The sequence below is a fragment of the Haloarcula sp. Atlit-47R genome (assembly GCF_003665985.1).
GTDB classification, from domain to species: Archaea; Halobacteriota; Halobacteria; order Halobacteriales; family Haloarculaceae; genus Haloarcula; species Haloarcula taiwanensis.
Genome location: NZ_QPLQ01000001.1, coordinates 981,012 through 999,796, shown reverse-complemented (window position 1 = coordinate 999,796; position 18,785 = coordinate 981,012). Strand labels below are relative to the sequence as shown.

The following is an 18,785-nucleotide window of genomic DNA, read 5'->3' as shown; positions in this document are numbered from 1 at the left end:
ATGACAGCACACGACGTATCAGCAGACATCGAGGCCGTCGTCGAGGACACCGAGCTGCCGCGACGGCTGAAAGACGAAGTGTACAGCACCATCGAGGAACGCGGCGTCGGCGTCGACGACGCCGACCGCATCGCCAAGGCCGTCGAGTCACGCTATCTCGACACCCGCGTCGACCCGCTGGACCCGGTCGGAACCGTCTCGGCCCAGTCCATCGGCGAACCGGGAACGCAGATGACGATGAACACGTTCCACTACGCGGGGGTCGCCGAAATCGACGTGACTCAGGGGCTACCCCGGCTCATCGAGCTGGTGGACGCCCGGAAGACGCCGGACACGCCGATGATGACGGTCCATCTGGACGAGGAGTACGCCCAGGACCGCGAGCGCGCCCACGAGGTCGTCTGGAAGATAGAGGCGACGCGCATCCTCGCGCTGGGAGACATCTCGACGAACGTCGCGGACATGCTCGTCGAGATAGACCTCAACGAGGACACGCTGCTGGAGCGGTGGCCGACGGTCAACGACACCGACGCCATCGCCGAGGAAATCGCCGAAACCATCGAGTCGAACCTCGGCGTCTCGACCCGGCAGGTCGGGACGGTCATCGAGTTCGGCCCGGAGGAACCCAGCTACCGCGACCTGCTCCAGCTGGTCGAGGAGCTTCGAGAGATCGTCTTCAAGGGCATCGAGGAGATTACCCGCGTCGTCATCCGCAAGGAGGAGACCGACAACGGCGAGGAGTTCGTCCTCTACACCGAGGGGTCGGACTTCGGCGAAGTGCTGGACATCGAGGGTGTCGACGCCTCCCGGACCACGTGTAACAACATTCACGAGATTTACCGGGAACTCGGCGTCGAAGCAGCCCGTGAAACGCTCATCAACGAGACGATGAACACGCTCGAAGAGCAGGGGCTGGACGACGTGAACGTCCGGCACCTGATGCTCGTGGCCGACATCATGACTAACGAGGGGACCATCGAGTCCATCGGCCGCCACGGCATCTCCGGGTCGAAAGACTCCGTGCTCGCCCGCGCAGCGTTCGAGGTCACCGTCAACCACCTGCTTGACGCCGCCATCCACGGCGAGGTCGACGAACTCGACGGCGTCACGGAGAACGTCATCGTCGGGAAGCCGATCAAACTCGGCACCGGTGACGTCAACCTCCGGATGGGTACGACTCAGGACTGATGCGGGTCGAACTCTCGGACGAAGCACGTCGACTGGTCGCCCTCTTCGAGGACGAGGCAGCCGTCACCGTCCGGGATTGCGTCGTCGACGAAGAGCACGACCAGGTGGTGTACCTGGTCAAACGCGGCGAGATGGCCGACGCTATCGGCCCGGGCGGTCAGACGGTCGAACGCGTCGAGGAGCGTCTGGGCCGCGAGGTGAAACTCGTCGAGGCCGCCGAGACGGCCGAGGACTTCGTGGCCAACGCGCTCGCACCGGCCGCGGTGTACAACGTCACCGTCTCCGAGAACGACGACACCGTCGCCTACGTCGAAGTGGCACAGGAGGACCGCGGGGCCGCAATCGGCCGCGAGGGGCGCAACATCGACGCCGCCCGGCAACTGGCCAAGCGACACTTCGACATCGACGGCATCGAACTGACCTGAGCGGGGCGATTCGGACGGGGTGTGGACCCGAGTAGCCGGACAGTCGACGCGGTGACTGGCAGAAACTGTTTTTTCGTCGGCTGTGAACGGACTGCTATGCCTTCGCTCCGGCGTCCAGACGGTAGCAACCTCCTCGCTCCACTGACTATCGTCGGAATCTACCTGTCTCACGCACACGTTCTGGGGAATCCGCCGTCCGCACTCGAGGGCACGTCTACTCTCGCGCTGTTCGTGTTACTGCTAGCCACAATACCCGTCAAGGGACTGCTCGCGTCACTGCCGTACTCGCTTACCGGCGGGGGGCTAGTTGCGCTCTTTTATCTTGTCCGGTTCAGTCAGCGGCAGGATCTCGGCTCTGGCATCGGTATCCTTTTTGATGGTTACAGTCTCTATCAATGGTTCGAGCAGAGTGTCGAACCAGAACTGTAGGTATCAGAATAAAATAACTACGTATTCAGTCGTCGTCTGCTGAGGCGTCTGGCGCGTCGTGTTCGTACACGTCGGTATCGCTGTGTGTAGTTCCGCTATCGACATCGAACGTCTGCAGGAGTTCGCTGAGGTCGCCAGCCTGATCAGACAGAGATTCGATACCGCTAGTCACTTCGTTGATCGTCGCTGTCTGTTCCTCAGCGGCGGCGGCGACGTTCTCGGCGCTGGAAGCGGTTTCCTCGCTGATTGTCCCGACCTCGTCGGTCATTGCGACGACTTCCTCCGTCGTCGCGGCCTGTTCGTCGGTGGCGTCGCTAATGGACTGAATGCCGTCGTTTACCTCCTCGACCCGGTCGACGATGGCCTCAAGCGATTCGATGGCATCGTCGACAGTCTCGATACCGTCAGTGACGGAATCACCCATCTGTCTGATGTCGGTCACGGCGTCACCGGTGGTGTCCTGTACGTCTTCGATAACCGTCGAGACTTCTTCGGTGGCTTCAGTTGTCTCCTGCGCAAGACCCTTGATCTCGTCGGCGACGACGGCGAACCCTTCACCAGCCTCACCGGCGCGGGCGGCCTCGATGGAGGCGTTCAGCGCGAGCATGTTCGTCTGCTCTGCGATGTCGTCGATGAGGTCGACGATGTCCCCGATCTGCTCCATCTCCTCGTCGAGTGACTCGACGCGGTCGATTGTTTCGTCGGCTCGCGTCTCGATGTCGTTCATCACATCGATGGCCTCAGAAGCACGCTCGCTGCCGGTTTCGCCGATATCGGCGGCCTCGTCCGACGTGGCCGCAACCTCGTCGGCCTGCGCTGCGACCTCTTCGACCGTTGCGGAGAGGCCCGACATCTCGTCGACCGTCTCCTCGATGTTCTCGTACTGTGTCTCCGCGCCGTCGGCGATCTCCTGGACGGATTCGCTGACCTCTTCGCTGGCGCTCCGGACCTCGGTGGCGCTTGCGGTGATCTGGTCTGCGGAGCCGTCGACGTCGTCGGCAAACTCACGGATACGCATGACTGTCTGGCCGAGCTGGGCGAGCATATCGTTGAACGCGGTGGCGATGTTGGCCATCGCGTCGTTGTCAGTGTCGGTGTCGAGCCGCTGGGTGAGGTCGCCGTCGGCCGCCTTCCGCATCACGGCCGAGAACTCCTCGGCCTGCTGTTCGAGGGTTTCTGCTATCTCTTCTGCCTCTGCCTTGGACTCTTCGGCCTCCTGCTGGGCCTGTTCGAGGTCGCTGATGAACGATTCGAGGTTCCCGTGCATGCTCGATAGCGACGAACCGAGCTGGCCGGGCACGTCCTTGTCGAGCGCCGGGTCGTCGAACGCCTGTCTGGAGAGCGCGTCAGCCTGTGCGGCGACGGTATCGAGATACGTCTTCATCTCGTAGAATGCGTTCTGGACATCGCCGACCTCATCGAGGCGGTCTGACTGCTCGATGTCGGTGTCGAAGTTGCCCACTGCGAGGGCTTCCGCCTGTGTCGAGAGTCGCCTGAGCGACTGCATGATCCCGCGACCGACGAGGACGCCGATGAGTGCGAACCCGGCCAGTGACACACCGATGATGGCGACGAAGCTCCCCTGAATACTGTCGCGGAGGGCGAAGGCGGTCGATTTCGGGGCCTGCTTGATCACGATCCACGGCGTGTCATCGACAGACTCCGCGGCGATCAGGTACGACCCGCTTCTGGCCACGCCGCTATCTTCCGCTGTGAGTGCGGTCAGGTTGGCGGAGACGTTGTACTGGGTGCCGATGGTCGATGCGTCCTCGGCGAACTGGACCGTCCCGTCCTGTCGGACGATCCGTGTCTCACCGCCCTCGATTGAGTTACGGAACTGGGCCGTCCGTGCAGTCACGTTGTGGACCACGACGACCAGTTTGTCGCTTCGGGCGACTGGGCTTGCGAAGGCGATGTACTTCCCTCCCTCATAGGTGTACACTTTCGACATATCGACGGAGTTCGACCCGGTGACCGAGAGGCTCCCGCCCTCCCACTCGAAGTCGCCCGTCTGGAGCGACGTCTCCCGTCGGTCGCTCAGTGACGATTCCTTGATCTCCAGTGTCTCTTCGTTAACGTAGTGGATGGCGTACACTGACTCCGGCTGGTAGAACGCTTGCCGCTGTAACGCGCCACGGATCATCGTCGGGCTTCCCTCCTGAACGTCAGACAGCGTTGAGAGGGTTCGAGCGGCGTTGCGCTGGCTACGGACCCAGTCAGCTGTTGTCGTAGCCGTCTGGACGGCCCCGGTCTGGAGTTCGTTTTCACGCTGTTCTGTCAGCTCGTCTGCAACCGTCCGCTCCGCGGTGACGCTGACGCCCGCAACGAGCAGGGCGATACAGAGAATGATAAGCGCCAACTTCCGGAGATACGTTTGTCGGACGATATCTGGGAGACGTTGTTCAAGTTTCATAGCTACTCCGGCAGGTCTGTGTGAATAACTCAAGCGGCGGTACTAGAAACCACCTGCCCAGTTATCACACCTGATTCCGCGTGTGCGCGATCGATTTCATCGTCTGACGGAGTCCGGCACTGAGAGTCGTGGCCCCTGATAGGTCTTCTGTTCGCTGTACGACTGCGTAGCCGCCCGCTACTCTTTGCAGTACCCCAGTACCTGTAACCGATGGTGTAAGCGAAATATCATTCGGGGGCAATGTCACGGAGAGCGGGGGAGTGTTGTGTTGACCGCCAGACGCGACCGAAACACCCCACTGACAGCTTCTTCCTCATTGCCGTGGCGCTCTCGCCGCGTTATTTACCGTCCTTCTTGCCCCGTCTATGCCACAGAACGCCACACACGCCGACGCTACCGTCTGAGTCCGAAAGAGGAGTCTTAAGTACCTCCGAAAGGTACCAGTGCCTACTATGGCGAACGGCAAGTACGCCGCGCGCAAGCTCAAGAAGGACCGCCAGAAGCACCGGTGGTCCGACACTGACTACGCGCGTCGCGAACGCGGCCTGGGCAAGAAGTCCGACCCGCTCGAGGGTGCGCCCCAGGGACGAGGTATCGTACTGGAGAAAGTCGGCATCGAGGCCAAGCAGCCTAACTCCGCTATCCGGAAGTGTGTCCGCGTCCAGCTCATCAAGAACGGTAAGCAGGTCACCGCGTTCTGTCCCGGTGACGGCGCTATCTCTTTCATTGACGAGCACGACGAGGTCACAATCGCGGGTATCGGCGGGGCGAAGGGCCGCGCGATGGGCGACCTCTCCGGTGTCAACTACAAGGTCGAGAAAGTCAACGGCGTCTCTCTCATTGAACTCGTTCGCGGGAACGCGGAGAAACCGGTCCGATAACCATGAGTGCCGAAGATACACCCGAGGCTGACGCGGCTGAGGAAAGCGAGCCAGAGACGGCCCGTGCGAAGCTGTTCGGCGAGTGGGAGATCACGGAGATCGAGTACTCCGACCCCTCGACCGAGCGCTACATCACTGTCACGCCGATCGCCCACACGATGGGGCGCCACGCGGACAAGCAGTTCAAGAAAAGCGAGATCAGCATCGTCGAGCGGCTCATCAACCGCCTGATGCAGACCGACGAAAATACGGGCAAGAAACAGCTTGCAACATCCATCGTCACTGAGGCGTTCGAACTCGTTCACGAGCGCACCGACGAGAACCCGATTCAGGTGCTCGTCAGTGCGGTCGAGAACAGCGCTCCCCGAGAGGAGACTGTCCGCCTGAAATACGGTGGTATCTCGGTCCCGAAAGCCGTCGATGTCGCGCCACAGCGCCGCGTCGACCAGGCCCTGAAGTTCCTCGCCGAGGGCGTCTACGGTGGCTCGTTCAAGACCACCACGAGTGCCGCCGAGGCGCTCGCACAGCAGCTCATCGGTGCTGCTAACGACGACGTCCAGACCTACGCAGTCAACCAGAAAGAAGAGAAAGAACGCGTCGCGGCTGCCGCTCGCTAATTCGGCTGTCTCCGACATCTTTATTCTTCTATACTTGGCAGAGAAATCTATGCGACAGTCCAGCTGTGACGCCCGTTCCCGCCGCCAGTACCTCGCCGCACTCGGCGGTATCGGGGCGACCGTGCTGGCCGGCTGTCGCGGTGAGTCAGGGACACAGACGGAGTCGTCGGACCTGACACCGACGGCCACAACGACGGCAGGCCCGACACACGCGCTGGACCGCTACGACGTCTCCCTCAGCCATGAGCGCAGCCAGTCGCCCGACACCGACTGGGCGGCTCCGACCACGTCACCGACAGACACGCCGCTCGCCACCGAACCACTCATCGAGAATCTGGAAATCCCATGGGACCTCTCCTTTGCCGCGGACGGAACGCTGTTTCTCACCGAACGTGTTGGTCGTGTCCTCTCGTTTGTGGACGGGAACGTCCGAACAGTCACCGAACCCGCAGCGGTCATCGACGCGGAATCGAGCGACGACGGCTGGTGGGTAACGGGCGGCGAAGGCGGGACGCTCGGCGTCGCCGCACACCCGACGTATCCCGACCCGCCGGTGGTGTACGTTTACTACACGACGATGACCGACGACGAGCGAGTCAACCGGGTCGTCGCGATGGATGTCTCGGCCGAAGACCCGGCCGCCGCGGAGTCCGTCATCGTCGATGGCATTCCCGGAAGCAAGATACACAACGGCGGTCGGCTCACATTCGGCCCCGAAAAGTATCTCTGGATTACGACGGGGGACGCGGGCGACGGCGAACTGGCCGCGGACACCGACTCGCTCGGTGGGAAGGTCCTCCGCGTGACGCCCGCGGGCGACCCCGCACCCGGGAACCCTGATATCGGCGGGGACCCGCGGGTGTTCACCTACGGTCACCGGAACCCACAAGGGCTGGCCTGGCTCCCAGACGGCACCGTCATCGCCTCCGAACACGGTCCGACCGGACGGGACGAACTCAACCGCCTCGTGGCTGGGGGCTACTACGGCTGGCCCGACACCCGCAAGCACGAGGAGTACGCCGACGCCGGCTCCGAGGTCCGCCGGCCGCTCGCAAACACGGGCAACGCCGGCGGCTGGGCACCTTCCGGCTCGCTGTTCTACACCGGCGACGCCGTGCCGTCGCTGCGGAACCGACTGCTCACCGGCGGCCTGAAGGGACAGAAACTCCTCGCAACGACGTTGACACCAGACGGTGCGGACCCGCCGCCGGGCGACGACGCTGAGGTGTATGACGCCGACTGGACCGACGACGCCTACACCGCGACCACGCATTCTCTGCTGGCCGACGAACTCGGTCGGATTCGCCATATTGAGCAGGGGCCTGACGGCGGCCTCTACCTCGTCACGTCGAACCGCGACGGGCGGGCCGGCGACGGCTTCCCGCGGGAGCGCGACGACGTGCTCGCCCGCGTCACGCCGGCCGAGTGACTGGAACGCCGGCCGCGGTCGCGCGTTCCGTGAACCACTGGCTATATTTCGGTTGACGAGAGAGGGAGACCCATGGCAACAGAGCAATCCGTCGACCTCGTCGACGACGAGACTGTGGGCTTGTTCACGAAGGCGGTGCTGCTCGCGGCGCTAACCGCAGCGCTTGCACAGATATCGATCCCGCTTCCGGGGGCGCTGCCGCCGTTCTCGCTGCAGCCCTTCGGAATGTTCTTCGCCGGCCTCCTGCTGGGGCCGCTGTGGGGCGGCGTTGCCCTGCTGTTGTACGTCCTTGTTGGTATCGCCGGCGCACCGGTGTTCTCGAACGCGAACGCGGGGCTGGGCTATGTCATTGCCGGGCAGGGGACCGGCGGCTTCCTCGTCGGCTTCCTCGTCGGTGCGGTCGTCGCCGGCGCTATTGCACACCGGAGCATAGCACCGAAACCGGTCGCTGATCTCTCTGTCCCGGTGCAGGTCGTCGCCCTCACCGCGGCGGTCGCTGTCGTCTACGCTATCGGCGTCCCGTGGCTGGCGGTGGTCACCGGGCTGCCGTTCGCCCGCGCTGCGGCCGTGATGGCTCCGTACATCCCGCTTGACCTCCTGAAGCTCGGTATCGCGGTCGGCGTCGTGCAGGGCGGGTACCTCGCCGGTCGATGATCGAGGTCAGCGACCTGCGCTACCGGTACGGCGATGTCGATGTCCTCGACGGGCTCACGCTGTCGATACCCGACGGTCAGTACTGTCTGCTCGTCGGACCGAACGGGAGCGGCAAGACGACGCTCGTCCGACATTTCAACGCGCTGCTGACGCCCGACGCCGGAGCGGTCACTGTCGACGGGACCGACGTGACGGACGACCCCGTCGTCGCCCGGACGCGTATCGGGATGGTGTTCCAGCATCCCCGCGACCAGTTTGTCGCCGCGACCGTGGCGGCTGACGTGGCCTTCGGCCCGGAGAACCTCGGGCTCGACAGGGAAGAGATTGACCGCCGGGTCGACAGGGCGCTCGACGCTGTCGACCTCGGTGCTGCCGCCGAGAGCCGCATCGACGCTCTCTCGGGCGGCGAGCAGGCCCGCGTCGCTATCGCCGGGGCACTCGCCATGGAACCGGACTATCTTGTGCTCGACGAACCGCTCGTCGGGTTAGACTGGCCGGCCAGAGACTCAGTGCTGGACCACCTTGACGCGCTGGCCGCCGATGGGACGGGTATCATCGTTGTCACGCACGACCTCCGGGACCTATACGAGCGGGCCGACCGCCTCGTCGCGTTACACGAGGGGCGGGTCGTTCTCGATGTGCCGCCAGCCGAAGCGCTCGACAGCCTCCCGGACCTCGGCATCAGAGACCCGCGATGTTGAGCTACCGACCCGGCTCGACGTTTGCGCATCGGCTGGACCCGCGGTCGAAGCTGCTGGTCCAGTTCGGGCTCGCCATCGCCGCGGTCTCGCACCCCACCCTCCCGTGGCTCGTCGGGACGACCGCGTTCGCGCTGTGTACGCTCGCGGCGGCCCAGCTCTCGCCACTGGCCGTCCTGCGCTCGTATCGGGTCGTCCTTCTCGTGTTGGCGCTGGCCCCGTTCATCGCTGGCGTGGCGCTCGGCCCGCCGTGGTTTCGGGTCGACCCGGCGCTGCGCTCGGCGTTGCACGTCGGGCGTATTCTCCCGGTGTTGCTCGTCAGCGCCGCCTACCTCACGTCGACGCCGGTCCGGGACACCCGGGCGGCGGTCCAGCGACTGATTCCCGGCAAGCCCGGCCAGGTTCTCGGCATCGGGATGGCGCTCGTCGTCCGGTTGTTCCCGCTGGTGCTCGCTGACGTGCGGGAAGTCCGGGACGCCATACACGCTCGTGGCGGCGAGGCCCGCCCGTTACGGGACCGCGCTCGGCTGCTCGCTGTCCGGTCGCTGGAACGCACGCTCGACCGCTCGGACCGGCTTTCGGTCGCCCTCCGGGCCCGTTGTTTCGCGTGGAACCCGACGCTTCCGCCGCTTTCCTTCGACCGTCGTGACTACCCGGTGCTCGCCATCGGTATCGCGCTGGCGGTGTCGCCGCTCGCCCCGGTGTAGCGGTTTGATATACGTGCTTTCACTCCACGATATCGACACCGGTAATCTCGAACCGTGCGCCGCCCTCGCTCCCCTCGTCGATGGTCACCGTCCAGTCGTGGGCGTCGGCGATCTCCGCGACGATCCAGAGCCCGAAGCCAGTGCCGTCGTCCGATGTCGAGTAGCCCGTCTCGAACACGCGCGATCGGTTTTCCTCGTCGATACCATCGCCGTCGTCCTCGACGTAGAAGCCGTTCTCAAGCCCTCCGATGGTGACTGTCACGTCATCGCCGCCGTGTTCGACACTGTTGCTAAACAGGTTTTCGAGCAGTTGTTCCAGTCGGCTCCCGTCGGCACGAATGACAGCGTCGGCCTCGACAGTAAGTTCAGCGTCGCCGGTTTCGACGTTGTGCCAGCACTGCTCGGCCGTGTCCGCAAGCGCCACGACGCCGGCATCAACCGACTGCTCGTCGCGTGCGGCCGCGAGCAGGTCGTCAATGAGTGTCCGCATCCGCGCGAGCGCGTCGCTGGCGCTGTCGAGGTGTTCGCTGCTGTCCTCTTGCCGGGCCAGTTCGATTCGGCCCTCGGCGACGGAGAGTGGGTTCCTGAGGTCGTGGCTGACGATGCTAGTGAACTCTTCGAGGCGTTCGTTCGTCTCCTCCAGTTCCTGCTCGCGGCGCTTGCGCTCGGTGATGTCTCGGTCGATACCGATTGCCCGGACCGGCGTCCCGTCGCCGTCGGATTCGACGCGGCCCTTTGCTTCCATCCACCGAATCTCACCCTCACGGACGATTCGGAACTCGGCTTCGTACATGCCGGTCTCGGTTGCCGATTCGATGCGGGCCGCCACGTCCGCCTGGTCCTCTGGGTGGACCATCGGTAGAAACTCGTCCAGCGACTCGATGTCAGTACCATACAGCGTCTCCGACCCGGGGTAGTACGCCAGGTCGCCGGACTCGAACTCGCGGTCCCAGACGACCGCATTGGTGGTTTCTAGCGCGATCTCCATCCGCTCGCGCGCCTCCTCCAGTTCGCGCTCCCGCAGTTTTCGGTCGGTGATGTCCTGGACCGAGCCCCGGAGCTTGACAACGTCGCCGTTCTCGGTGACTGGCTCACACAGCGCGCGGACCCACCGGTAGTTGTCGTCGTCCCCTGTACGCACCTCCATATCGTACCCCTCGGCCGTTTCTATCGCCCGCTGGAACTCCGCCCTGATAGTGTCTCTGTCATCGGTGTGGTACAGGTCGATGATGGATTCGAGGGTCAGTTCGTCGTCCGGAGGCAGTTCGTGTATCCGGTAGAACTCGCGTGTCACTGTCATCGCCGGCGGATCGGTTGTCACGTCTACCTCCCAGCCGCCGACGCTTGCAATCCGTTGTGCCTGGTCGAGGAGCTCCTTCGTCCGCGTAAGCTCCTGCTCGCGTGCTTTTCGGTCGGTGATGTCCCGGCCGATGCCGGCCAGCATCGGATTTCCGTCGGGGTCCTCGACGCGGGTTGCTGTGAACTCGTAGGGAATCCGGTCTCCGGATTTAGTAATAAACGGGACCTCCACGCGGGTGGTGTCTCCCTCGAACACCGATTCGATCGCGGCTAGAACAACATCTCGATGCTCTTCCGGGAAGAAATCGGCTCCGTGGGCCCCGGCTACTTCCGCGGCCGAGTAGCCGGTCACGTTGAGCAGACTCTCGTTCCAGCGCCGGAAGTGGCCGTCGCTGTCGAGGACGTAGAACACGTCGTCGATAGCATCCAGCATGTCGTCGGTGTACTTCTTGTACCGTTCGAGGCGCTCCTCGCGCTGCTGCCGTTCGAGTTCGTAGCTCACCCACTGCGCCGCGAGATGAACGAACGTCTTCTCATCCTCGGTGAAGGGTGTCTCGCGGGGCGATCGGTCGACGAAACAGAGCGTCCCCGAATACGTGTCATAGACACGGACCTCGCCGCTGATGTACGTCTCGAACTCCCAGCGCTCGTATGCCGGGTCGGACACCCAGCCCTCCTCGGACGCTTCTGCGATTGCCATGATGCCCTCTGTGTCGGCCATCTTCCGGTAGTACGACTCCGACAGCGGCGTGACTGTTCCCGGTTTGAGCCGCTCGTCACTCCCGCTCGCATAGCGGATGGTGAACTCGTTGCGGTCAGTATCGTTCGAAGACAGGAACGCGCCGGCGGTCCCGAGGCGCTCCCGGCCCAGGTCCAGAACCGCCTGGATCTTCTCATCGAGGGTAGCGTCGGGGTCGGCGCTGATCTCGTAGAGCGTCCGGAGCGTCTGGTTGTGCTCCGCGAGCTGGTTCTTTGTGGCTTCGAGTTCACGCTCGCGGTTCCGCCGCTCGGTGATATCACGAGCGAAGCCGGCCACGCGAACTATCTCACCGGCGTCGTTGGTGATCGGCTCACCCTGTATCCAGACCCAGCGCTGGTACTCCTCCGCTTCGTTGACGCGGCATTCGACATCGGCCGACTCGCCGTTGGTGAGGCACCGCATCGCGTCTTTCATCCGCTCGCGGTCCTCAGGGTGGATCCCATTCAGGAAGTCGTACGGGTTGTCACGGAGCTTGGTCACTGACCGCCCCCAGATGTCCTCGTAGGCGGAGTTGATAACAAGGACCTCGCTCAAGTCGGCGGTAAACTCCCAGAGGATATCGTTGGTTGCTTCCGTGAGTTCTCGGACGCGGCGCTCTGACTCGGCGGCCTGTCGCTTCGCGCGGTACTCGGAGACCGCGTTTTCGATGCGGTTGGCCAGCAGTTCGTACACCTCGACGCCGAACGACTTCTGCAGATAGTCGGTAACGCCCATCGAGATCGCCTCGCTGGCTACCTCTTCGCTCCCTTTCCCGGTGAACAGAATGAACGGCAGATCTGGGTTCGTCTCCCGAATCGCATCGAGCAGTTCGATGCCGTTCATCCTCGGCATATCGTAGTCGGAGACGACAGCGTCGAACCCGTTTTCCGCGAGTCGGTCGAGTCCGTCCCGTGCGCTGGTCGCGGTTTCGACGGAGATCCGGTCATCCGCGGCCTCTAGGGAATCCGCTGCGACAGCCACGAAGTCGGGGTCGTCGTCGATGTGTAACACCCGAATCCGGTCGCCGACGACATCGGTTTCCCGGCCCGGGTGCCGGCCGCGGAGCGCCTCAGTCATAGTCAACTAGTTCACAGGTCCACGCAAAAACAGTTCTGGCAGTTAGCTCGCGTTCGCGTATGACCGAACCGGCAGCCAATGTCGATGAGACCTTACCGAACGTGTGGTACTGCCGACCGCCGTTGGATCGGTTGCCCGGGACAGGTGGTTTCAATCCGCCGCGCGGCCGCCGCCACCGGCGTATGCGCGAGTCACGTCGACGAGCGCCTTCCGGAACTCGGACTCGTCCGGTTCGGGCGAGAGTGCTGCGAAGTGGCGCTTGAACTCCGCAAGGTCGACTGATTCGGCGTCCTGTGCCGCGGCATGCGCGAGGTCGTACAGCCGGTGGTCTGTCTCGACCAGATTGTGGCGTTCACACAGCGCAAGAGCGAACGCTGCGTTGACGGCCGTGATATCCGGGTCTGCAGCCGGCGTCAGCCGCGCGGCCGGTTCACCCGGCTGTCGAACCCGGGTCGACGATGTCGAGCGGTCCCATGTCGGTGGGTCACCGGGTCGGTCTGCGACGGCAGCCGCGAGACTGGCTTCCAGAAACGGCACCAGCTTGTCTCCGGGCACCACCGGCATCCAGATATCGTCGGCGTAGACGTCTTTCATGTGGTTGGCGATCTGGTAACAGTGCGTGAGTTTTCGCTGTTCGACCGAACGCCCCGCCAGCGCGAGATAGATGGCTTCCCGTGTCGACTGGGTGTGTGACGGATGTCCGCGTTCGTGGTGGTGCATATGCGCGTACTCGTGTAACGCCAGTTCGCGGGCCATTGCGCTCGTGGCGGCTTGGCGGGAGATTGTTAGCCGGTGGGCGTCGTCGCTGTGGCTAACGCGGGTGCGCTCATCGGGGTCCTCTCGGACCCGGACAGTCACTGGTCGTTTCAGGTCGTGTTCCGTCGAGAAGAGGTCCTTCGCTCCGAGAAACGGTTCGGCCGGCCCACCCTGCACGTGCACGTCCATGTGTCACTATGCCACGGGGCGCAGCGCTATTAATGCACGGGTGGGGGCAGCGTTCGCACGCAGCGCTCAGTACTCAAGCCCCGCGAAACCGCGTTCCAGATCGGCCCTGAGGTCTTCGACATCTTCGATACCGACGGAAAGGCGGATGAGCGTATCAGAGATGCCCAGTTCGTCCCGTGCCGCCGGTGAGAGTGGTTCGTGGGTCATCGCCGCCGGAAGTTCCGCCAGGCTCTCGACGCCGCCGAGGCTGACTGCCAGCGTCACCGTCTCTAATGCTTCGAGAAAGCGCTTGGCGTCGGCCATATCTCCGGCCAGTTCGAACGAGAGTACGCCGCCAAAGCCCTGCATCTGCTCGCGAGCCAGTTCATGCTGTGGGTGACTCTCAAGTCCGGGATAGTGGACCGTTTCGACGCGCTCGTGGTCGTCAAGGTACTGCGCGAGGGCCATGGCATTGCTCTCGTGACGAGCCATTCGGACGCCCAGCGTCTTGATTCCTCGCGAGACGAGATAGCTGTCGAACGGGGCGAGCATGTTCCCGAGTGCAATCTGCTGGCGGAACTCCACTCGTTCGGCCACCTCGGGGTCGTCGGTAATCAGCGCGCCGCCGACGGCATCGCTGTGGCCGTTGAGGTACTTCGTTGTGCTGTGGACCACGAGGTCCGCACCGAGCGACAGCGGCTGCTGGAAGTACGGACTCGCGAAGGTGTTGTCGACGCCGACCGTCGCGTCGTAGTCGGCGGCGACGGCCGCAATCGCGTCGATGTCACACAGCTTGATACGCGGGTTCGTCGGGGTCTCGACCCAGACTAACTCCGTTTCCGGCGTCATCGCGGCCGCGACAGCGTCGGCATCAGTCGCGTCGACGAACTCCACGTCAACGCCAAGCTGGTCCCGGAACAGCGTTTCGAACATCCGTCGCGTGCCCGCGTACAGGTCGTCAAATGCAACGACGTGGTCGCCCGGTTCGACCAGTGAGAGCACCGCTGTTGCAACGGCCGCCGTCCCAGAGCTGAAGGCATAGGCCCGTTCCCCGCCTTCGAGCGCGGCCAACTCCTGTTCGAGGCCGTGTCGGGTCGGGTTTGACAGCCGCGAGTAGAGGAACTCTCCGTTACCGGGGTCGATGTCCTCTAGAGACAGGTCCGTGTCGAGGCCGGCCAGTTCGTAGGTCGAAGAGAGGTGTATCGGGAGCGTGACATCCCCCGCTGCTGACGCCGTCTCGGTACCGACTGCGATCGTGTCGAGGTGTGGACGCCGAGTCATACGCTCCCGTCCGCTGGCTGGCGCTAATACCTTTGCAATCATTACTCATCCGTATGCAAATAATTATAATCGCAGAGCATACGCTCCCGACTACCGGCCGAGCGGAATGCCAGACCATGCCACGCGAACGGCCGGATTTCGAGCGGTCACGGCCGTAGTGAAACACTATCCTTTTGACCCTGCTGTTGATAGAAAGCTGTATAATGGGCCGACGTAAGAAAATCGTCCAAGAATGTGAGACACTGATGGACGACCCGGAGCACATCCGGAACATCGCCATCGCTGCTCACGTCGATCACGGAAAGACGACGCTGACGGACAATCTGCTGGCCGGTGCCGGCATGATTTCCGACGACACCGCCGGCGAACAGCTGGCGATGGACACCGAGGAAGACGAACAGGAACGCGGGATCACCATCGACGCGGCCAACGTTTCGATGACCCACGAGTACGAGGACCAGAACCACCTCATCAACCTCATCGACACCCCCGGCCACGTCGACTTCGGTGGCGACGTGACCCGCGCGATGCGTGCCGTCGACGGCGCGCTGGTGGTCGTCGACGCCGTCGAGGGCGCGATGCCACAGACCGAGACGGTGCTCCGGCAGGCGCTCCGCGAGGGCGTCAAGCCGACGCTGTTCATCAACAAGGTCGACCGCCTCATCTCCGAGCTCCAGGAAGGCCCCGAAGAGATGCAGGAGCGCCTGCTCGCGGTCATCCAGGACGTCAACGACCTCATCCGCGGCATGACCGAGGAGATGGACGACATCGAGGACTGGACAGTCTCCGTCGAGGAAGGGACCGTCGGCTTCGGCTCCGCGCTGTACAAGTGGGGTGTCTCGATGCCGTCGATGCAGCGGACCGGCATGGACTTCGGCGAAATCATGGAACTTGAGCGCAACGACAAGCGCCAGGAACTCCACGAGCGTACGCCGCTGTCTGACGTGGTTCTGGACATGGTGTGTGAGCACTTCCCGAACCCCGTCGACGCCCAGCCCCGCCGTGTCCCGCGTATCTGGCGCGGCGACGCCGAGTCCGAACTCGCCGAGGACATGCGGCTGGTCAACGAGGACGGCGAAGTCGTCCTGATGGTCACTGACATCGGTGTCGACCCTCACGCTGGCGAGATTGCCGCCGGCCGTGTCTTCTCCGGCACGCTGGAGAAGGGCCAGGAGCTGTACGTCTCCGGGACCGCGGGCAAGAACCGCATCCAGAGCGTCGGCATCTACATGGGTGGCGAGCGCGAGGAGGTCGAACGCGTTCCCGCTGGTAACATCGCCGCTGTCACGGGGCTCAAGGACGCCATCGCCGGCTCCACGGTCTCCAGCGTCGAGATGACCCCCTTCGAGTCTATCGAGCACATCTCGGAGCCAGTTATCACAAAGTCCGTCGAGGCACAGAACATGGACGACCTGCCGAAGCTCATCGAGACGCTCCAGCAGGTCGCCAAGGAAGACCCGACCATCCAGGTCGAAATTAACGAGGACACCGGCGAGCACCTCATCTCCGGGCAGGGTGAACTCCACCTGGAAGTCATCGGCCAGCGTATCGAGCGCAACCAGGGCATCCCGATCAACACTGGTGAGCCGATTGTCGTCTACCGCGAGGCCCCGCAGGGCGAGAGCCGCGAGGTCGAGGGCATCTCGCCGAACCGCCACAACCGCTTCTACATCTCCGTCGAGCCGCTCGGCGACGATATCGTCGAGACGATCAAGATGGGCGAAGCGTCGATGGACATGCCCGAACTGGAGCGCCGTGAAGCGCTGCAGGAGGCCGGCATGGACAAGGACGACTCCCAGAACATCGAGCACATCCACGGGACCAACATCCTCCTCGACGAGACGAAGGGTATCCAGCACCTCAACGAGACGATGGAGCTCGTCATCGAGGGCCTCGAAGAAGCGCTCGACGACGGCCCGCTCGCGTCCGAGCCGGTCCAGGGCTCCTTGCTCCGTCTCCACGACGCCCGACTCCACGAGGACGCCATCCACCGCGGTCCGGCCCAGGTCATCCCGGCCGTCCGCGAGGCAGTCCACAACGCGCTCATCGACGCGCAGATCAAGCTGCTGGAGCCGATTCAGCAGGTCCGCATCGACGTGCCCAACGACCACATGGGTGCCGCAAGCGGCGAGATTCAGGGCCGACGTGGCCGCGTCGACGACATGTACCAGGAAGGCGACCTGATGGTCGTCGAGGGCGTCGCGCCCGTCGACGAGATGATCGGGTTCTCCTCCGACATCCGCTCGGCCACCGAGGGCCGTGCCTCCTGGAACACCGAGAACGCCGGCTTCCAGGTCCTTGCCGACAACCTCCAGCCTGACAAGATCAGCGAAATCCGAGAGCGCAAGGGCATGAAGCAGGAACTGAACCCGGCTATCGACTACTTCTAGACCACCTTTTTCCACGGGGGGTTCGGGCGCTACGCGCCCTCAACCCCCGCGCAAAAACGTGGGCGAAAAAGGCGCGAATCGCGAAGCGATTCGCAGGAAACCGCGCGCCGTTGGCGCGCGGTATGCCGTCCCGCGCTTTCACCGCCCTTCGTTCTGCTACTGAACTGCGTTCACTCTCCCGCCTGTGCCCGCAGGCGGTCGATTCGGTTCCCCAGCGGCGGCGACTTCGAGAACGGGTTGGCGAACCGTCGCCTCGATGGCTCCATGTCGTGGACGGCGGCGTACCGTTCGAGTGCGTCGGCGACAGCGTCCGGGCCGAGGCGGTCGGCCGCGTAGTCGTCGGCTGCCCGGACGCCGCGGCGCGTGGCCCACAGGCTGCCCAGGGCGAGGCCGAGGCTCACGCCGGCAAGCGGCCACAACGGGCCGATATCGGCCAGCGCCACGAACAGTGGGACCAGTGCGAGCAGCAGGCCGCCGACGACTCGGGCCAGCACTCGGGCCTGCTGTCGCCCGGCCTGGACCGCGAGCAGGGCCGCCGCCGTCTCGTCGTCGAGCGCGTCGAGGAACGTGCTCGTCACGAACAGGCGGCGGTATCCGGGGACGCCGCGGACGGTCGCGTTCGCCGTCCCCTCGCGGTCGGTGTCGAGTATCCGGATGTCACGGACGGTCAGTCCCGTGCGCTCCCCGAGCCGATTCAGCGTCGCTTCGGTCGATTCGTCCGGCGTCCGGACCGACCGAACGACCGGGATAATCCAGGGGGCCGCGGCCTGCAGGGCAACGACGAGCGCGGCGACGACGGCCAGCAGGACGACCGGCGACAGACCGGTTTCCAGCGGCGCGATGACGACCGTCACGAAAACCGACAGCCCGAAGACGTACCGCCCCATCCGGACGAGCGCCCGGCCGGTCGAGAGGTTGATGTCACGGACCCTGCGGACGCCCCGAACGGTCGGCGCATAGGCGGCGAGTCCGATACCGCCGGCGACGAGTAGTTCCGCGAACATCGCCAGCAGTGTTCCGACCGTTCCGCCCCCGCCGCCGACCACTGCGTAGCCGAATCCGAGTAGCCGAAAGAGGACGTACGACAGCAGGGCGAACGGGAGCAGGACCCCGAGGTACAACTGCCGGTACCTGGCGACAGGGTTCGAGAGCCGCTGTACGACTGCGCTACCGAGTGCGCCGAGGGCGAGGCCGGCGATGGCGAGGATGACGGCGAGGACCACCGCCGTACCTACCGCTATCGGAGGTGACTGGAGGGCGTACACGTACGACATGCTTCGCCATCGCGCAAAAAACGTAGCGTTCCCCTGTCAGCACCTGTCACGTCGAGGCCCCACGCTTAGGTCGCCCGGCACCGAACGGCAGGGTATGAGCGACCGGCTGCATCAAATTGTGGACCTCCTCGTCGCTGCTGTCATCGCCGGCACGTCAACGTTCATCTGGAGTTACGTCCTGCCGACGGGGCTGGCACTGACGCTCGCGGGGATGTTCGCGGCGATGTACTACTTCTCTCGCAATCCCTGGGGATCGACCCGCGGCGAGGCGTACAACGAGTGGATCGATGACCTGTATGACCGCTATCTCCCGTGAGACCAAACGAACGGTTTCTTATACGTGCCCCTGCTGAGTCATCC

General features: G+C 64.1%; 16 protein-coding genes. 11 read left to right on the top strand and 5 right to left on the bottom strand.

Annotation, left to right across the window (positions count from 1 at the left end; all coding sequences use genetic code 11):
• The 3 genes from rpoA2 to DVK00_RS05215 all read left to right on the top strand — a co-directional run bounded on the left by rpoA2 (position 1) and on the right by DVK00_RS05215 (position 2,042).
• Entirely contained in the window at positions 1-1,188 is a 1,188-nt protein-coding gene (rpoA2, locus tag DVK00_RS05225) for a DNA-directed RNA polymerase subunit A'' (protein ID WP_101351175.1), read from the top strand.
• Positions 1,188-1,613, top strand: a complete 426-nt coding sequence (locus DVK00_RS05220; protein WP_101351174.1) for a NusA-like transcription termination signal-binding factor — start codon at positions 1,188-1,190, stop codon at positions 1,611-1,613. Before rpoA2 ends, DVK00_RS05220 begins: the two co-directional genes overlap by 1 nt.
• Before the next feature lie 96 nt (positions 1,614-1,709).
• On the top strand, positions 1,710-2,042 hold the full coding sequence (locus tag DVK00_RS05215) for a hypothetical protein (protein WP_101351173.1): 333 nt from the start codon (positions 1,710-1,712) through the stop codon (positions 2,040-2,042).
• A gap of 25 nt (positions 2,043-2,067) precedes the next feature.
• Here the strand turns inward: DVK00_RS05215 and DVK00_RS05210 are convergent, their stop codons facing one another.
• Entirely contained in the window at positions 2,068-4,455 is a 2,388-nt protein-coding gene (locus DVK00_RS05210) for a methyl-accepting chemotaxis protein (RefSeq protein ID WP_121535660.1), read from the bottom strand.
• A gap of 452 nt (positions 4,456-4,907) precedes the next feature.
• Between DVK00_RS05210 and DVK00_RS05205 the strand changes: the two genes are divergently transcribed.
• The 6 genes from DVK00_RS05205 to DVK00_RS05180 all read left to right on the top strand — a co-directional run bounded on the left by DVK00_RS05205 (position 4,908) and on the right by DVK00_RS05180 (position 9,441).
• Positions 4,908-5,336 carry a 30S ribosomal protein S12 gene (locus DVK00_RS05205; protein ID WP_004515440.1) on the top strand — a complete coding sequence of 143 codons (429 nt, stop codon included), beginning with the start codon at positions 4,908-4,910 and terminating at the stop codon, positions 5,334-5,336.
• Between the two features lie 2 nt (positions 5,337-5,338).
• Positions 5,339-5,953 carry a 30S ribosomal protein S7 gene (locus DVK00_RS05200; RefSeq protein WP_101351171.1) on the top strand — a complete coding sequence of 205 codons (615 nt, stop codon included), beginning with the start codon at positions 5,339-5,341 and terminating at the stop codon, positions 5,951-5,953.
• Between the two features lie 49 nt (positions 5,954-6,002).
• Entirely contained in the window at positions 6,003-7,382 is a 1,380-nt protein-coding gene (locus tag DVK00_RS05195; protein ID WP_121577374.1) for a PQQ-dependent sugar dehydrogenase, read from the top strand.
• Positions 7,383-7,454: 72 nt separating this feature from the next.
• Positions 7,455-8,036: a biotin transporter BioY gene (locus DVK00_RS05190; protein WP_101351169.1), complete on the top strand. Its 582-nt coding sequence runs from the start codon at positions 7,455-7,457 to the stop codon at positions 8,034-8,036.
• A complete protein-coding gene (locus DVK00_RS05185) occupies positions 8,033-8,737 on the top strand; it encodes an energy-coupling factor ABC transporter ATP-binding protein (protein WP_101351168.1) in 705 nt (234 codons plus the stop codon). The genes DVK00_RS05190 and DVK00_RS05185 overlap by 4 nt, the downstream gene beginning before the upstream one ends.
• Complete coding sequence (locus DVK00_RS05180; protein WP_121577373.1) at positions 8,731-9,441, top strand: energy-coupling factor transporter transmembrane protein EcfT; 711 nt, start codon at positions 8,731-8,733, stop codon at positions 9,439-9,441. The genes DVK00_RS05185 and DVK00_RS05180 overlap by 7 nt, the downstream gene beginning before the upstream one ends.
• Before the next feature lie 19 nt (positions 9,442-9,460).
• Here DVK00_RS05180 and DVK00_RS05175 read toward each other — a convergent pair whose 3' ends face one another.
• The 3 genes from DVK00_RS05175 to DVK00_RS05165 form a co-directional block, all read right to left on the bottom strand.
• Positions 9,461-12,556 (bottom strand): PAS domain S-box protein, encoded by a 3,096-nt coding sequence (locus DVK00_RS05175; protein WP_121577372.1) that lies wholly within the window; start codon positions 12,554-12,556, stop codon positions 9,461-9,463.
• A gap of 150 nt (positions 12,557-12,706) precedes the next feature.
• Positions 12,707-13,501, bottom strand: a complete 795-nt coding sequence (locus tag DVK00_RS05170) for a DUF5781 family protein (RefSeq protein ID WP_101351165.1) — start codon at positions 13,499-13,501, stop codon at positions 12,707-12,709.
• 66 nt (positions 13,502-13,567) lie between these two features.
• Positions 13,568-14,761 carry a PLP-dependent aspartate aminotransferase family protein gene (locus DVK00_RS05165; protein WP_121577371.1) on the bottom strand — a complete coding sequence of 398 codons (1,194 nt, stop codon included), beginning with the start codon at positions 14,759-14,761 and terminating at the stop codon, positions 13,568-13,570.
• 203 nt (positions 14,762-14,964) lie between these two features.
• Between DVK00_RS05165 and DVK00_RS05160 the strand changes: the two genes are divergently transcribed.
• On the top strand, positions 14,965-17,151 hold the full coding sequence (locus DVK00_RS05160; RefSeq protein WP_101351163.1) for an elongation factor EF-2: 2,187 nt from the start codon (positions 14,965-14,967) through the stop codon (positions 17,149-17,151).
• Positions 17,152-17,321: 170 nt separating this feature from the next.
• On the opposite strand, the gene DVK00_RS05155 is transcribed toward DVK00_RS05160, so the two are convergent.
• Complete coding sequence (locus DVK00_RS05155; RefSeq protein ID WP_394345570.1) at positions 17,322-18,425, bottom strand: peptidase; 1,104 nt, start codon at positions 18,423-18,425, stop codon at positions 17,322-17,324.
• A 94-nt stretch (positions 18,426-18,519) separates the two neighbouring features.
• On the opposite strand from DVK00_RS05155, the gene DVK00_RS05150 reads away from it, so the two are divergent.
• Positions 18,520-18,741, top strand: coding sequence for a hypothetical protein (locus DVK00_RS05150; RefSeq protein WP_101351162.1), 222 nt, complete (start codon positions 18,520-18,522; stop codon positions 18,739-18,741).
• The last annotated feature ends 44 nt before the right edge of the window (positions 18,742-18,785 follow it).

What these genes read in the sequence shown, in the direction of transcription:
- DVK00_RS05200 (WP_101351171.1), top strand. Translation starts at nt 5,339, where the DNA reads ATGAGTGCCGAAGATACACCCGAGGCTGACGCGGCTGAGGAAAGCGAG.
- DVK00_RS05170 (WP_101351165.1), bottom strand. Translation starts at nt 13,501, where the DNA reads ATGGACGTGCACGTGCAGGGTGGGCCGGCCGAACCGTTTCTCGGAGCG.
- DVK00_RS05175 (WP_121577372.1), bottom strand. Translation starts at nt 12,556, where the DNA reads ATGACTGAGGCGCTCCGCGGCCGGCACCCGGGCCGGGAAACCGATGTC.
- DVK00_RS05215 (WP_101351173.1), top strand. Translation starts at nt 1,710, where the DNA reads ATGCCTTCGCTCCGGCGTCCAGACGGTAGCAACCTCCTCGCTCCACTG.
- rpoA2 (WP_101351175.1), top strand. Translation starts at nt 1, where the DNA reads ATGACAGCACACGACGTATCAGCAGACATCGAGGCCGTCGTCGAGGAC.
- DVK00_RS05180 (WP_121577373.1), top strand. Translation starts at nt 8,731, where the DNA reads ATGTTGAGCTACCGACCCGGCTCGACGTTTGCGCATCGGCTGGACCCG.
- DVK00_RS05190 (WP_101351169.1), top strand. Translation starts at nt 7,455, where the DNA reads ATGGCAACAGAGCAATCCGTCGACCTCGTCGACGACGAGACTGTGGGC.
- DVK00_RS05185 (WP_101351168.1), top strand. Translation starts at nt 8,033, where the DNA reads ATGATCGAGGTCAGCGACCTGCGCTACCGGTACGGCGATGTCGATGTC.
- DVK00_RS05205 (WP_004515440.1), top strand. Translation starts at nt 4,908, where the DNA reads ATGGCGAACGGCAAGTACGCCGCGCGCAAGCTCAAGAAGGACCGCCAG.
- DVK00_RS05155 (WP_394345570.1), bottom strand. Translation starts at nt 18,425, where the DNA reads ATGTCGTACGTGTACGCCCTCCAGTCACCTCCGATAGCGGTAGGTACG.
- DVK00_RS05150 (WP_101351162.1), top strand. Translation starts at nt 18,520, where the DNA reads ATGAGCGACCGGCTGCATCAAATTGTGGACCTCCTCGTCGCTGCTGTC.
- DVK00_RS05210 (WP_121535660.1), bottom strand. Translation starts at nt 4,455, where the DNA reads ATGAAACTTGAACAACGTCTCCCAGATATCGTCCGACAAACGTATCTC.
- DVK00_RS05160 (WP_101351163.1), top strand. Translation starts at nt 14,965, where the DNA reads ATGGGCCGACGTAAGAAAATCGTCCAAGAATGTGAGACACTGATGGAC.
- DVK00_RS05195 (WP_121577374.1), top strand. Translation starts at nt 6,003, where the DNA reads ATGCGACAGTCCAGCTGTGACGCCCGTTCCCGCCGCCAGTACCTCGCC.
- DVK00_RS05165 (WP_121577371.1), bottom strand. Translation starts at nt 14,761, where the DNA reads ATGACTCGGCGTCCACACCTCGACACGATCGCAGTCGGTACCGAGACG.
- DVK00_RS05220 (WP_101351174.1), top strand. Translation starts at nt 1,188, where the DNA reads ATGCGGGTCGAACTCTCGGACGAAGCACGTCGACTGGTCGCCCTCTTC.